Raw genomic sequence first — 14,901 nt, 5'->3', positions numbered from 1 at the left:
GTGAATTCGATGAATGCCGTGAATGCGCTGGCCGAATTCCGCCGCGCGTATTTCTTGATCGCCCGTCCCCCGGTCTCCGCCGCCCGGTGACGCACGAGTGGGCGGGTCGCGCTGGGTCTGGGATCCCGGCCCAGCCGTCCGAAGGCTACGGCTTGTTGCGCCGGCGCCAACTCACGGCCATCCAGGCGAAGGCGATCACCACGACGATCAGGATCACCCACAAGGGGACGCCGTCCAAGCCCTTGTAGGACAGGGTGGACCAGTCGGCAGACTCGTACATCGCAACTCCTCCGTCAGTGGTCGAACGCTGTCGACGCCTCGGCCGGTATTAGCCGACGGCGTCTTCGTAGGCGGCTTCTGTCGCTTCGCCCACCGCCATGCCTCCTACGGCGCAGGGCACGGCACCCACCGCACCGGTCAGATAAGTGCAGCCGGCGGTGAAGGCTTTGTCGGCCGCGAAACTGATCGCCGTTCCGGCGGCGGCCTTGTAGTCTCCGCTGGAGACCTGGCTCGCGAACTCACCGATCGCGAGAAGGTCTCCGGCCGCGCCCACCTTCTTCATCGCCTCACCTGCGAAGCCCTGGAGCGACAGCAGTCCGGTGGCATCGATCCGGTTGACCGGGTCGCCCTCCGCGTACAGATAGGGATTCTTCTCCTGGCCGGAGGGGTCGGGGCTGGTGAAACGGCCGATGTTGGGGTCGTAGTAACGGGCGGCATAGTGGTACAGGCCGGTCGGGTCCTGGAACCCGCCCGCGAACCGGTACGGCTGAGGCACCTGCTCGCTGGTTCCGGCGCGCTGAACTCCGCGGGGGCTGTAGGAATACGAGTTCACCTTGGCGCCGGATTCGTCGGCGACCGCGACGACGGAACCGATCGCGTCGGTGAGGTAGTAGTACGTCTTGCCCCCGGTTGTCACGGAGTTGAGGGTGCCCCCGGGTTCCCGGTTGAAGCCCATGTCCACTCCGGCCGTCGACTTCGCGGAGAGCCCGAGCGGTCCGTTGTGGAAGAACGTGTCACCGAGCTTGATGCGCTCGCTCTGGTCGGTCGAGCCGTACTGACCGGCGTAGGTCGTGCCGCCCACGGTGAGCGAGGTCAACTGGGAGTAGTCCGACCACTTCTCGGCCGTGCGGGTCTCCTCCGGTGTGGAGGCGCCGGCCGTTTCATTGCCGAGTTTGTCGTAGGACCAGTTGGTGGTGGAGCCGTTCTTCGCGGTGATCTGCTGGGCGTCGTTGACGGTGTAGGTCGTGCCGCGCGGGCAGCCGGACTCGGTGCCCTGAGAGGTGAGGTTGCCCGCCATGTCGTAGCAGTACTGCCAGGAGGAGGTGAGCGTGCTGCCCTTCTCCTCCTTCGCGTACGAGAAGCGGCCGGCACTGTCGTAGGTGTAGCTGGTCTTCAGCCCGGCGACGGCGTCGGTGCTGGTCCGTATCTTCCCGCCGTCCTTGCCCACGTTGAGGTACGAGTACGTGAGGTCGACGAGCGTGCCCTTGGGGGAGGTGGCCCTGATCTTCTCGGGCCGGCCCGACTTGTCCGGCGTCACCTCGTGGACCGTGCCGCCGGGGTAGGACGTCTTGGTGCGGACGTCGTTGTTGTTGTAGGTGTACGTCGTCCTCTTGCCCGTCGGGGTCTTCAGCTCCTTGAGGGTGTTGACCTCGTTCCAGGTGTAGTCGGTGACACCGGCCGGGTCCTCGTAGGTGTCGACGTTGCCCGCGGGGGTGTAGGTCAGCTTGGTCTGCGACCCGTTCTGGAGGGTGCGGATCGTCTCGCGGGACAGCGGGTCGAAGTCGTACGCGATGACGCCCGTGCGGTCGGATCGCTGCTTGAGGTTGCCGTCACCGTCGTAGGAGTAGGTGACGGTCGCGTAGCCGGACGTGTCGACCTTGGTGACCCGGTCGCGGTGGTCGTACTCGTACAGGGTGGTCACGCCCCGGCCGTCCTTGACGGTCGTCGGGCGGCCGAGTTCGTCGTAGCTGAAGGTCGTCTGTCCGAGCGGCGCGGGCGGGGTGACCTTGTCGAGGTTGCCCTTGGGGTCATAGTGGAACGACGTGGAGACCGACTTGGTCGAGCTCATCTTCGTCGTCGCCTTGCACCGCTGACCTTCGAAGCCGCCGCACGTCGGCGACGCGGGCTTGTAGTCGTACGTCTCCGAGCCGCCGCCCGTGCCGGTGACCGCCACCGACTTGGTGTTGCCGGCGTCGTCGTAGGTGTAGTCCGTCTTCTCGTTGTCGGCGGTCGTCATCGAACCGGGCAGGTCCGCGCCGGACTTGGTCTGGTAGCCGGTGAGCGACGATGTCGCGCCGGTGGGCAGCTTGGCGGAGGTCGGGTTGTTGCGGCCGTCCCAGCCGTAGGTGGTCACATTGCCACCCGTCCCGCCCGTCCCCATCGCGTCGGTGGCGGTCTGGACGTTGTTGTTGGCGTCGAACGTCCGCGACCGCGAGTGCCCGAGAGCGTCGGTCACCTTGCCGATCTTGCCCTCGCCGTCGTGCTCGTACTTCGTGGCGTGCTGCTCCGGGTCGGTGACCGTCGTGGTTCCCGCCGCCGCGGGAGTGCTCGCGGAGTATCCGTAGGTGTATGTCGGGCCGGTGTGGCCGGATCCGTCGAAGTCCGTCGCGCGGAGCATGGAACGGACACGGTTCTGGTCGTCGTAGCTGAAGACCGTGACCCGCCCCTCGGGGGTGGTGATCTTCGTCAGGCGGCGTGAGGAGTCGTAGCCGAAGGTAGTGGCCTTGCCCTCGGTGTCGGTCGTCCGGGTCAGGTTGCCGGCCGGGTCGAGGTCCAGGACGGCGGTACGGCCCGTGTGGTCCTTGGCCTGCCACTGATTCGGGTAGCTCTTGACCAGGTCGACCCATCGGCCCGAGCGGGTCTCGGTCACCTTGAAACCCTTGTGCTCGCTGCCGTCGTCGTGCTGCTCGACGGTGATGGTGCCCTCGTTGCGGTCGGTGACCTTCGTCAGCGTCCCGCTCGCGTCGTAGGTGTCCTTCACGCCCGACTTGCGACTCGTCAGGGTGTAGGTGCCGTCGGCGTTCTTCTTCAGGTCCTTCGAGTAGCCCTTGGGTGTGGCGAAGGACCCGTCCGTGTTCTCGGTGAAGCGGACGGCATCGCCGGTCGCGTCGTAGACGACCACCTCGGAGTCGAAGATGTGCAGATACCGCTCGTACTCCTGCCACCAGCGCTGCGAGACCTTGCCCCAGGGCGCGTCCAGCGAGTTGTACGTACGGGCGAGGCGCAGCTTCTGGCCCACACCCGCCACGTCGAAATCGGTCCCGGCGAGCATCAGATTGCCGTTCGACAGGTTGACCCGCGCCACGAGCGAGTCCGTGATCCGGAAGTCGGAGATCTGATGCCACGGCACCGAGCCCTGTCCCTCCGGGACATGGACCAGAGGCGCCGCGGAGCTCCGGGCGGTGCCGCCGGGTGTCTCACCGGTGCGGGCGCGCTCCTTCTGCGCCGCACGCCAGGCAGCCTCCTCCTTCGACGGAGCTGCCTCCGCCTCCCCCGGTACGGGCTTGGTGGAGCCCACCTTCACCGGCGGCTGGGTGAGCGGCGCCGCCTTCTTTCCCCACACCGATCCCGGGCCCGGATCGGCAGGCGGCGGTGTCGGCGCGGCGAACGCCGGGAGCGCCGAGGCGCCCAGCGCGAGCACGGCAACCGCCGCTGTCAATGAGTGTCTTGCGGACATACGGGCACGCCGGAACGGCGTGCCGGGAGCACGCGAAACCATGCACTTCCCCCCACAGGAAGAGAAACCACAGTGGCCCCCACGGCCACTGGAGCCGCACACGTTTTCACGGCGCGTTCACCGGCGACATGGCATGCCCGCCAACTGTTCGCACATGCGGGCGAATTTGAGCCGATCATTCGAGACGGGAACACACACGGAACATTTCCCTGCGGCAACAGTTTCCCTGATCAACAGGAAGGGCTTTCCCCTGGCGAACGTGGCCGGAATACATTCCTGCACTTGGCGTGCGGGACGCCTGTGGGAGGCGTGAGGGTCTGCGGGGGGCCTGGGGGAACAGCCCGGGAGGCAGTGGCGGTCGGGACGGTCCGCGGAGGAAAGGGCGGCGGGCTGCGGCCCGGTCGGCGCGCGAAAGGCAGGCGGGCTACGGCCTGGTCAGCGGGCGACAGGGCGGCGGTTACGGCTCGGTCAGCCGGCGACAGGGCGGCGGCGGCCACGGCTCGGTCATCGGGTGACGGCCGGTCAGCGGGCGTCGAGCTCGGCGATCAGCTTCTTCGTCGCGATGACGCGGTAGCTCTCCTCCACCCAGTCGCAGAGCACCTCCGCCGAGGGTGCGCCTTTCTGGGCGAGCGGGACCCGCACCCAGCCCGCCTTCCCGAGACCGTATCCGGATGGCTCGGCGCCCGGGCAGGACAGGGCGTGAGCGTGCATCGCCTCGTCCTTGAGCTTGACGCCGACACCCAACGGGTAACTGCCGTCCGCCACTCCGAGGAAGACGAAGATCTTCTTGTTCACCTTGACGACCGTCTCGCCCCAGGGGAACTCCTCGCCGGCACCGGGCAGTCCCAGAGCAAAGGAGCGCACCTTGTTCCACTTCGCCAGCGCGGCCTTCGGTGGTGCCGCCATGCCGTCCTCCTGATCGCGCGATCCGTCCCTCCCACGCTAGTGCCTCGACCGGCAGTGTTCGCCCGTTGACGAGCGTCGTCCGGTGCGTGCCGTCGCACGGCGGCCGGAGAGGGCAAGCCCGCCCGCAGCAGCTCGCGGCCGGTCAGCGCTCGGGCCCCAGTCGATTCCGGCCGCCACCGGCAGGTGGTCGCTGGCGGTGGCGGGCAGGGTCCACACGTCGGTCACCGTCACCGAACGGGCCATGACGTGGTCGATCCTGGAGACCGGGAATCCGGCGGGCCAGCTGAAGGAGAAGCCCTGCTCGGACGAGGTCAGCCGCGAGGTGACCGGCTCCAGTCCGCGGTCGTCCAGCGTGCTGTTGAGGTCCCCGAGGAGGACCACCTCGTCCAGTTCCTCCGCGCCAAGGGCCTCACCCAGCAGGTGAGCGCTTTCGTCCCGTCGGTCCGAGCCGAACCCGCTGGGCCCGATGCGGACCGAGGGCAGATGGGCGACGTACACCGCGAGGTCGCCGCGCGGAGTACGGACGGTGGAGCGCAGCCCGCGGCTCCAGCCGTCCCCGATCCCCCGCGGTTTGATGTCCACCGTGCGCACGTCCGCCAGGGGATACGCCGACCAGAGCCCGACGGTGCCTCTGACAGCGTGGTGGGGGTAGGCCGGCTTCAGCGCCCTCTCGTACGCCGGCAGAGCGGCCGGGGTCAGCTCTTCCAGGGCGATGAGGTCCGGTGCGGAGTCGACCAGGGCGGCGACGGTTCCCGCGGGGTCGGTGTTCTCGTCGCTGACGTTGTGCTGCACAGCGAGGACGTCGTACGCGGTCCGGCCCTCACCGAGCAGCCGATCGCCGAACTGGCCGGCCCAGACGGCGGCGGGCAGCAGCAGGGCCACCAAGGCGAGTGCGGAGCGGCGCAACAGGGCGAGTCCGAGCAGCACGGGGACGGCCAGACCGAGCCAGGGCAGGAAGGCCTCCAGCAGGCTGCCGAGACGAACCGCGGTGTTGGGGACGGCGGAGTGGAACGCCAGGAGTCCGGCGGTCAGGACGGCGAGCGCGGCGAGAACGCGCCCGCGGGCCCAGGGCGACGGGTGCTTCGCGTCCTTGCCGCGGCGCCACGGGGTGAGGAGCCGCCGCCGGGCGGTCGCGGCCCTCGCGGCCGAGGGCGCAGCGGAAGTGCCCGAGACCACAGCGCTGTCCGCCTGCTCCACCACGGTCCACCCATCCGTCTCTTGCTCGTCCCACCCCTTGGTCGTGATCGCACGACGTGCTCAGTACCACGCGTGATAAGCGATCGGGGTTCCGGGCTGGGCCGGGGCATGTGCCGGAACCGTTCATGAGGGCGGACCTGCAGTGCGGCCGGTGCGGTTACGCTCCACGACGGAGGCCGACATCAACCGGAGCCGGGGGCGATCGTGAGCCGACCACTGCTGTTCCTCGACGTGGACGGGCCGCTCAACCCCTATGCGGCCAAGCCGGAAAGACGCCCTGACGGGTACACCACGCTCAGAGTGCCCCGGCCGGCCGGAACCCCGGACGGACTGTCGGTCCGGCGGCGCCCCCTGCGGGTGTGGCTCAACCCTGAGCACGGCCCGGCCCTGCTCGGGCTCGGCTACGAGCTGTGCTGGGCCACGACGTGGATGGCCGATGCCAACCGGTGGATCGCCCCGGTGCTCGGGCTTCCCGAACTCCCCTACGTCGACTTCGGCGACGCGCTGTTCCAGGAACGCTCCGACGGGGTCCACTGGAAGACCGCTGCGTTGGTGGACTTCGCCGACAGTCGTTCCTTCGCCTGGGTCGACGACGAACAGAGCGGCCCGGACGAGGAGTACGTGACCTCTCACCACCGCGGGCGTGGGCTGCTGCACCATGTCGATCCGCGGGTCGGGCTGCGCGATGACGACTTCCGTACGCTCGCCGACTTCGCCCGATCCCCGGACACCTCACGAGCCACCGGCTGACCCCGGCTCGGGCTCATCCCGTGACCGTGTACGGGAGTTCAGGACCGGCCGCCGAACTGCCAGCGGTGGACCTCGATGTCCGCGTACCGGTCCGGGGTCAGAACGGCGCGTGCCGTGTTCACGTCCGGCGCCCGCAGCAACGCGGCCGTACCCACCCAGGTGGCGCCGTCGTCGGACAGCAGCGGTCCGTAGGCGATCAGTTCGTCCCGGTCGTCGGGGACCGTGAGGTCGGCGGCCTGTCCCGTGCCGAGGCCGAGCACCAGATACCGGTTGCCGTCGTCGGGCCCACCGGCGAAGTCCCACATCGTGCGACCGAGCAGGTTGCGCCATCGACGCAGCAGCACATCGCGGTACACACCTGCCTGGTAGCCGGGCTCGTCGAAGGCGAACACGCGCGCGGCGGAGGGATCCGGCAGATCGACGATGTGCACGCTGCCGGTGGGCACTTCGCCGTCACCGGTGAGGGTCGGACCGCGGGCGATCATCTCCGCCGCGTATCCGTCCATGTAGGACCAGTGGGCTTCCAGCAGTTCGTGACGCAGCTCCAGGGAATCCGGCCGGTCGCGGTGGTAGCAGAAGAACTCCATGGTCCACAGTCTTCATCACGGTGCGCGACGCTCCGGCAACGGGTCCCCGCGGCCCCCGACACCCGCCGCGGAACCGCCCTTCACGGGCGAGGTCACAGCCAGTCCCGGCGCCTGAAGATCATGTACAGCGAAGCCGACAGGGCCACGATCAGGGTGGTCGAGACGATGAATCCCGACTCACGGTCGAAGCCGGGATACGGAAGGTTCTGGCCGAAGTAGCCGGTGATCGCCGTCGGGACAGCGATGATCGCGGCCCAGCTCGTCACCTTCTTCATGATCAGATTCATGCGATTGGCCTGGACCGACAGGTTGGTCTCCATGACGGAGGCCATCATCTCCCGCAGCGATTCGGTCCATTCGGTGACGCGTAGCGCATGGTCGAAGACGTCCTGGTAATAGGCGACCAGAGGCTCGATGTTGACGTGCAGGCCGGGGCGCATGACCGCATTGACCACCTCGCGCATCGGCAGCACGATCTGGCGCAGCCGGACGAGGGACTTGCGCAACGCGAACGCCCGTCGCTGCACGGTTTCGATCTCCCGCCGGTCCGACGAGAAAAGCAGATCCTCCAATGCCTCGATGCTGTCGTCGAGTTGCTGGGCCGCGGCGGAGTGTCCGTCGACGATGTCGGCGAGCAGACCGTGCAGCAGGAACGCCACACCATGACGGGCCAGGTCAGGACTCTCGTCCCAGCGGGTGACGACGGCACCGATGTCGAATCCGTCGTCCTTTCGGACGGTGATCATTGCCCGGCCGGTGAGGAATACGGCGATCTCGCTGGTGGACAGTTCCGCACCGTCCCCGCCGATGGTGACGGCATAGGCGGTGAGGACATCGTGGCTGCGGAAACGATCGAGCCTCGGCCGCTGCCCGTGCTGTGCGGCGTTTTCCAGAGCCAGTTCGTGGATGTCGAATTCTTCGCCCACCATGACGAGTTCGGCGGATCCGGGGCGGTAGAGGTCCAGCCACACCACGGACGTCGGGTCGGCGAGATGCTCGGAGACATCACTGGCGGGAAAGTCCTCCAGGACGAGAGTTCCGTTCTGGTACAGCCGTGTACGCGTCGCCATGGCGCGAGCCTAAGGGCTGTCCCGTCATCCCCGGTGGATCAGCGCGCGGCGGGCGAGGGGCCGTAGCTGTCGTCGTGCGCCCGCCGGGGATTGCGGGACGGCCCTGAGCGCCTCGCCGGCAGGAAGTCGGCCGGATTTCGGCAGAACCGCGAATTTCGGAGGGAGACCGAGTTCGGCGTGAATCCCGTGCGGGCGTCACAGGAGTGACACGCGCATCCGTAGCGACGGAGAATCCCGCTACGACAACGTGTCCGCGACCACCGACGCCGCCTCCGCGATCAGCTTGTCGTCGTGCTCGGCGGCCTCCCCGGCGCGGTTCGACATGATCGCCATGACGATCGGGGCAGCGCCCGGCCGCCACACCACCGCGATGTCGTTGCGGGCGCCGTAGCCGCTGCCCGTGCCGGTCTTGTCCCCGACCACCCAGCCCTTCGGGACTCCGGCCCTGATGAGGTTCGCTCCGGTGGTGTTGGTCCGCAGCCACTTCGTGAGCTGGGCGCGTTCGGCCCTGCCGAGGACGTCTCCGAGTACGAAGGCGCGCAGGTCCTCGGCCAGTGCCCGCGGTGTGGTCGTGTCCCGTGTGTCGCCCGGGGTCCATCGGCTCAGTTCGGGCTCGCGGCGCTCCATCCGGGTGACGTCGTCGCCGATCTCCTTCAGTACGGCGCCCAGACCCTTCGGGCCGCCCAACGCGTCGAAGAGCAGATTGGCCGCCGTGTTGTCGCTGAAGCGGACGGCGGCCTCGCAGAGTTGGGCCAGGGTCATCCCGGTCTCGACGTGCTTCTCGGTCACGGGGGAGTTGGCGATCAGGTCGTTTCTGGAGTAGGTGATCACCCGGTCCATCCCGCTCATGGAGTACCTGCGCAGCACGGCACCGGCCTCCAGCGCCTTGAAGGTGGAGGCGTAGGGGAACCGCTCGCCGTCGTTGTGGGCCACCTCGCGCCCGGTGCCGGTGTCGATGGCGTACACACCGAGCCGTGCGTCGAACGTGCGCTCCAGCGCCTGGAGTTCGCCCGCGAACGTCTTCGCGTCCGTACGCGTGGTCCCCGGCGTGGCGGACGAGGACGACACGGCCGGGGACGACGACTGCTGCGAGCCGGTGCAGGCCACCAGAGGGACGAGCGCGAGCGTGGCGAGTGCGCCGAGAAGGGCGTCGCGGACACGGGTGTGGTGCAAGGTCCGAACCTCCGGGGCGCCCCGCACGCAGGGCGCATAGGGGACGGAGCTCGGCTCCGTCCCGGTACGTGGTCATGTGTGCCGGGACCACCCTCACCTTCCGACGACCATGCGGTCCAATACGGTCCTGCGCTGTTCCATGCCGAAACGGCATAGAGTCGAGGTGTGGATCTGGTGGCAGCATGTCGCGCGTTCGTCAGCGTGAGCGAGCACGGGAGCTTCACCGTCGGCGCCGCGGCCGCCCGGATGTCGCAGCCGGTGGCCAGCCGTCGCGTCGCCGCCCTGGAGGAACGCTTCGGTGAGCAGTTGTTCGAGCGCACCTCGCGGCGGGCCGTCCTCACCCCCTTCGGCCGGGACATGCTGCCGACGGCCAGGCAGCTCGTGCAGGCGGCCGAGGTGTTGCTGAACGAGTCGGAGGCCGCCAAGCGCAAGCCCTGGCGGCTCGCCGTGCCCGGCATCTGCTCGGTGGCCTCTCTCGCCCGCCTCGTCGCCGAGGCGCGCGGGCACGGTGTCACCCTCGACCTCCGTATCGCCACACCCGCCCAGCGCAGGGAACTCGTCCATGCGCAGCAGGTGCGGGCCGCGCTGCTGGCGGTGCCGGCGGACGAGGCGACGTGGTCCGTGCCGCTCGGGTTCGCCGGTGCCCGGGATCCCGGGGTGAAGCGCCTCTACCTTGAAACACTGCGGGTCGGCCGCGCCTCGGTCGATCCCGCGGCCCGTGTCTGGATCCAGCCGGAAGACGACGTGCCGCACATCCGCGATCCACTCACCCGACTCCGCGACGCACTCGGGCTGCGCCCCGCCCAGCTCGTCGCCGCGGCCGATCTGACCTCCGCCGCGGCGGAAGTCCTCTGCTCACGCGATCTGTTGCTGTGCTCCCCCGCGCAGGCCGGGGAACTCGCCCTGCACTGGCGGCCCATCGGCGAGATCGCGCTCAGCCGGGGGTTCGCTCTCGCCGCCTCCGGGGGCGGCAATGCCCAGACCGTCGAAGCCCGCCTGGGCGAGGCCATCGCCCGCTGTCTCGGCGCCGGCACTTCGGTGGGCAGCGCGGCCCGCACTCCGGCAGAGAGCACGGCAGGGACACCGGGGGACAGCACGGGAGGTACCGCGACATGAGCACCGAGGCCCTGCTGAGCGACCTGCGCCGGGAGCTCGACGACGGCGGTCTGCACGGCTGTCTGCTCGTCCGGGATCTGCACACCGGGGACGAACTCGGGATCGAGCCGGACACCCAACTGCCCACCGCCTCCGTGGTCAAGGTCCCGCTCGCGCTGGCGACGGCGGAGCGCATCCGCCTGGGCGAACTGGACGGAGCGGCCGTGCTCGATGTGCGCCCCGGGCGGATCACCACACCGGGCCCCACCGGACTGAGCCGCTTCCGCCACCCCGCCCGGATCGCGATCGACGATCTTCTCTATCTGAGCACATGCGTGAGTGACGGTTCAGCCGCCGACGTCCTCTTCGACCTCACCCCGCCGGCCCGGGTCGCCGAGATCCTCTATCGGTTCGGCCTGCGCGGCATCACCGTCCGGCACAGCATGCGCGAGCTGTCCGACACCCCCGTGGAGCGCTTCGACGCCGCCGAGGCCCATCTCGCGCACGCCCTCGCGATCGACGCCGGCACCAGCGGCAGGGGGCACCGGGTGCCGCAACTCGACACCACCCGCGCCAACACCGGCAGCCCGCGTGCCTACGTGGATCTGCTCCAGGCCCTGTGGACGCCGTCGGCGATCCACCCGGAGGTGGCCGAGCGGGTGCGCGACCTCATGGCCCACAACATCCTCCGGCACCGGCTCGCCCCCGACTTCAGTTCCGACGCCACCTCGTGGTCCTCCAAGACCGGCACGCTGCTCAACCTCCGCCACGAGGTCGGGGTCGTCGAGCACTCCGACGGCCAGGCGTTCGCCGTCGCCGCCTTCACCGAGTCGCTGGTACCGGCCAGTACTCAGCCGGGCGCCGATGCCCTCATGGCACAGGCGGCCCGCAGACTCCGGGACCACTTGCGGCAGTTGTAGCCCGGCTCGGCGTCGTTGTCGTTGCCCCTCCCCTTGTCGGTGTCGGTGTCGTCCGTACCCTCACGGTCGACTCACGATTGAAAGGGTTCAATCGCCGTTCAACACAGCCCAACTGATCTGTCGTCAGCCATTTTCGCAGCTCGCCTCTGCACAGGTGAGAAATGGCGCGCACGCGCATTGACGCCCACCCCACGCACCCCTACCTTCACAGCCGTGAATCGATTCACCTTCTCCCTCTAGGGGCCGCTGTGATCAGTAGAAGGAACATCCTCGCGAGCGCCGTCGCCACCGCGGGAGCCGTGGCCGCCGGAACCGGACCTGCCGTGGCCGTTCCCGCGCCCATCGCGGAACGCGCGGGCAGGAGCGCCTTACGGATCGTCTCCCCGACGGTCGAGTACGTCCGGCAGCCCCTGGGCCTCGACGCCGACCGCCCGCGACTGAGCTGGCCGATGACCTCGGCCCTGCCGGGGCAGCGGCAGAGCGCCTACCAGGTGCGGGTCGCGACGAGCGCCGAGGGCCTGCCCCAACCGGACGTGTGGGACAGCGGCAAGGTCGCCTCGGACGCATCCGTCCTCGTTCCGTACGCCGGTCCCCCGCTCGAGCCCCGGACGCGCTACTTCTGGTCGGTACGGGTGTGGGACGGCGAAGGCGGCGCCTCGGAATGGAGCGCGCCCTCGTGGTGGGAGACCGGTCTGATGGGCGCGGGCCAGTGGTCGGCGAAGTGGATCTCCGCTCCCTCCGTGCTCACGGATGCGCCGTCCCTGGAGGGCAGTTCGTGGATCTGGTTCCCCGAGGGCGATCCGGCGAGCAGTGCTCCGGCGGCGACCCGGTGGTTCCGCCGTACCGTCGACCTGCCGGCCGGCGTCACCGCGGCCACGCTGGCCATCACCGCGGACAACGTCTACGCCGTCTCCCTCAACGGCGCCCAACTGGCCCACACCGACCTGGAGACGGACAACGAGGGCTGGCGCCGCCCGGCCGTCGTCGATGTCCTCGGCCACGTCCGATCCGGCGCCAACACCCTCGCGGTCTCCGCCGTGAACGCCACGGTGGGACCCGCCGGTCTGATCTGCGTGCTGGTCCTCACCACGGCCTCCGGCGAGCAGAAGGTCTTCACCGACGCCTCGTGGAGGTCCACGGACCGCGAGCCCGCCGACGACTGGCGCGAGCCGGCCTTCGACGACAGCGCGTGGGGCGCGGCGAAGGAGGTCGCCGCGTGGGGAGCCGGACCGTGGGGACGCGTCGTGCCGGCCGTCTTCGCCGCGAACCAACTGCGCCACGAATTCCGGTTGCCGCGCAGGAAGGTGCGTCGCGCCCGTCTGTATGCCACCGCTCTCGGACTGTACGAGGCACATCTCAACGGCCGGCGCGTGGGACGTGATCAGCTCGCCCCGGGCTGGACCGACTACCGCAAGCGGGTGCAGTACCAGACCTTCGACGTCACCGCCTCCCTCCGCCCGGGCGCCAACGCCCTCGCCGCGTATGTTGCCCCCGGCTGGTACGCGGGCAACGTCGGTATGTTCGGCCCACACCAGTACGGCGAACGACCGGCTCTCCTGGCCCAATTGGACATCGACTACGCGGACGGAACGAGCGAGCGCATCATCTCGGGGCCCGACTGGCGCGCGACTTCGGGTCCCATCACCTCCGCGGACCTCCTGTCGGGCGAGTCGTACGACGCGCGGAAGGAGACCGCCGGGTGGACCTCGCCCGGTTACGACGACGGGTCGTGGCACGCCGTTCGCGGCGCCGCCGATGACGACGTCCCGGAGCGGATCGTCGCTCAGGTGGACGGTCCCGTACGCGTTACGAAGGAACTCGCCGCCAGGAGGGTCACCGAGCCCGCACCGGGCGTCCATGTGTTCGACCTGGGACAGAACATGGTCGGTTCCGTGCGGCTGCGCGTGTCCGGCGTGGCGGGTACCACGGTGCGGCTGCGGCACGCGGAGGTGCTCAACCCCGACGGCACCCTCTACACGGCGAACCTGCGGTCGGCCGCCGCGACGGACACCTACATCCTCAAGGGGCGCGGTGAGGAGACGTACGAGCCGCGCTTCACCTTCCACGGCTTCCGCTATGTCGAGGTGACCGGGTTCCCCGGCAAACCGTCGACCACGGCGGTGACCGGTCGGGTGATGCACACCTCCGCGCCGTTCACGTTCGACTTCGAGACGAACGTCCCGATGCTCAACACGCTGCACAGCAACATCGGTTGGGGGCAGCGGGGCAACTTCCTCTCCGTCCCGACGGACACACCGGCCCGCGACGAGCGGTTGGGGTGGACGGGTGACATCAACGTCTTCGCTCCCACGGCGGCCTACACGATGGAGTCGGCCCGCTTCCTCACCAAGTGGCTGGTCGACCTGCGCGACGCGCAGACGGCCGACGGTTCGTTCACGGATGTGGCACCGATGGTCGGCACTGTCGGCAACGGTGTCGCGGGCTGGGGAGACGCCGGTGTCACCGTCCCCTGGGCGCTGTACCAGGCGTACGGAGACCGGCAGGTCCTCGCGGACGCATGGCCGTCCGTCCAGGCGTGGCTGGGCTATCTGGAGAAGCACAGCAACGGACTGCTGCGGCCGGCGGCGGGATACGGCGACTGGCTGAACGTGTCGGACGAGACGCCCAAGGACGTGATCGCGACCGCCTACTTCGCCCACAGCGCCGACCTCGCGGCACGGTTCGCGACGGAGCTCGGCAAGGATCCGGCGCCCTACGCCGATCTCTTCGCCCGCATACGCACCGCGTTCCGGACCGCGTACGTCGCGTCCGACGGCAGGGTGAAGGGCGACACACAGACGGCGTACGTCCTCGCCCTGTCCATGAACCTGATGCCGGACGCCCTGCGCACGGCGGCGGCCGACCGCCTGGTGGACCTCATCCGGGCGAAGGACTGGCACCTGTCGACCGGCTTCCTCGGCACACCGCGGCTGCTGCCCGTCCTCACGGACACCGGCCACACCGATGTCGCCCACCGCCTGCTCCACCAGCGCACCTTCCCCAGCTGGGGCTACCAGATCGACAGGGGCGCGACGACGATGTGGGAACGCTGGGACTCCATCAGGCCGGACGGCGGCTTCCAGACCCCGGAGATGAACTCCTTCAACCACTACGCGTACGGCTCCGTGGGTGAGTGGATGTACACCAACATCGCCGGCATCGCCCCGGGCCGGGCCGGCTACCGGCAGATCGTCGTCCGCCCCCGCCCGGGAGGCGGGGTCACCTCCGCCCGGGCCACGTTCGCCTCGCTCTACGGCCCGGTCTCGACGGACTGGCAACAGCGGCCGGGCGGCTTCACGCTGTCGTGCACCGTGCCGCCCAACACCACGGCGGAGGTGTGGATCCCGACGAACCACCCCGACCGTGTGCGGCACAGGGCCGGAGGCCCGGCGCGCGCGGAGGACGGCTGCGCGGTGTTCGACGTGGGGTCGGGGAGCCACCGCTTCACGGTGTGATCGGGGGCGGTTCGCCCTCCGGGCCGGCGTCTGCGGGTTCAACGCGCACCGGCTCGCACCACCTCACGGTGG

General features: G+C 69.4%; 10 protein-coding genes and 1 pseudogene. 4 read left to right on the top strand and 7 right to left on the bottom strand.

Annotation, left to right across the window (positions count from 1 at the left end):
• Positions 1-145 precede the first annotated feature (145 nt).
• The 4 genes and pseudogenes from ACFWU3_RS22060 to ACFWU3_RS22045 all read right to left on the bottom strand — a co-directional run.
• On the bottom strand, positions 146-280 hold the full coding sequence (locus tag ACFWU3_RS22060) for a hypothetical protein (protein ID WP_384440094.1): 135 nt from the start codon (positions 278-280) through the stop codon (positions 146-148).
• 48 nt (positions 281-328) lie between these two features.
• Positions 329-3,676 carry an RHS repeat-associated core domain-containing protein gene (locus ACFWU3_RS22055; protein ID WP_384440091.1) on the bottom strand — a complete coding sequence of 1,116 codons (3,348 nt, stop codon included), beginning with the start codon at positions 3,674-3,676 and terminating at the stop codon, positions 329-331.
• A 522-nt stretch (positions 3,677-4,198) separates the two neighbouring features.
• Complete coding sequence (locus ACFWU3_RS22050) at positions 4,199-4,582, bottom strand: MmcQ/YjbR family DNA-binding protein (RefSeq protein ID WP_384440088.1); 384 nt, start codon at positions 4,580-4,582, stop codon at positions 4,199-4,201.
• A 156-nt stretch (positions 4,583-4,738) separates the two neighbouring features.
• A pseudogene (locus ACFWU3_RS22045) lies at positions 4,739-5,614 on the bottom strand (endonuclease/exonuclease/phosphatase family protein); the annotation flags it as partial.
• A 369-nt stretch (positions 5,615-5,983) separates the two neighbouring features.
• On the opposite strand from ACFWU3_RS22045, the gene ACFWU3_RS22040 reads away from it, so the two are divergent.
• Positions 5,984-6,529: a hypothetical protein gene (locus tag ACFWU3_RS22040; RefSeq protein WP_384440085.1), complete on the top strand. Its 546-nt coding sequence runs from the start codon at positions 5,984-5,986 to the stop codon at positions 6,527-6,529.
• 38 nt (positions 6,530-6,567) lie between these two features.
• Here the strand turns inward: ACFWU3_RS22040 and ACFWU3_RS22035 are convergent, their stop codons facing one another.
• The 3 genes from ACFWU3_RS22035 to bla form a co-directional block, all read right to left on the bottom strand.
• Positions 6,568-7,116 (bottom strand): YciI family protein, encoded by a 549-nt coding sequence (locus ACFWU3_RS22035; RefSeq protein WP_384440082.1) that lies wholly within the window; start codon positions 7,114-7,116, stop codon positions 6,568-6,570.
• A 92-nt stretch (positions 7,117-7,208) separates the two neighbouring features.
• Complete coding sequence (locus ACFWU3_RS22030) at positions 7,209-8,186, bottom strand: magnesium transporter CorA family protein (RefSeq protein ID WP_384440079.1); 978 nt, start codon at positions 8,184-8,186, stop codon at positions 7,209-7,211.
• 237 nt (positions 8,187-8,423) lie between these two features.
• Positions 8,424-9,359 carry a class A beta-lactamase gene (gene bla, locus ACFWU3_RS22025; protein WP_384440076.1) on the bottom strand — a complete coding sequence of 312 codons (936 nt, stop codon included), beginning with the start codon at positions 9,357-9,359 and terminating at the stop codon, positions 8,424-8,426.
• A 165-nt stretch (positions 9,360-9,524) separates the two neighbouring features.
• Here bla and ACFWU3_RS22020 point away from each other — a divergent pair, with 165 nt between their 5' ends.
• From ACFWU3_RS22020 to ACFWU3_RS22010, 3 genes are all read left to right on the top strand, one after another.
• The gene (locus ACFWU3_RS22020) at positions 9,525-10,475 is read left to right on the top strand and encodes a LysR family transcriptional regulator (protein WP_384440073.1); all 951 of its coding nucleotides are present in this window, start codon (positions 9,525-9,527) and stop codon (positions 10,473-10,475) included.
• Positions 10,472-11,374, top strand: coding sequence for a serine hydrolase (locus ACFWU3_RS22015; protein ID WP_384440071.1), 903 nt, complete (start codon positions 10,472-10,474; stop codon positions 11,372-11,374). Before ACFWU3_RS22020 ends, ACFWU3_RS22015 begins: the two co-directional genes overlap by 4 nt.
• A 248-nt stretch (positions 11,375-11,622) precedes the next feature.
• Complete coding sequence (locus tag ACFWU3_RS22010; RefSeq protein WP_384440068.1) at positions 11,623-14,829, top strand: alpha-L-rhamnosidase; 3,207 nt, start codon at positions 11,623-11,625, stop codon at positions 14,827-14,829.
• Positions 14,830-14,901 lie beyond the last annotated feature (72 nt).

This window comes from Streptomyces sp. NPDC058685 (assembly GCF_042714725.1).
Lineage (GTDB): Bacteria > Actinomycetota > Actinomycetes > Streptomycetales > Streptomycetaceae > Streptomyces.
The sequence above is the reverse complement of the archived record's forward strand: the minus strand, read 5'-3'. Positions and strand labels throughout refer to the sequence as shown.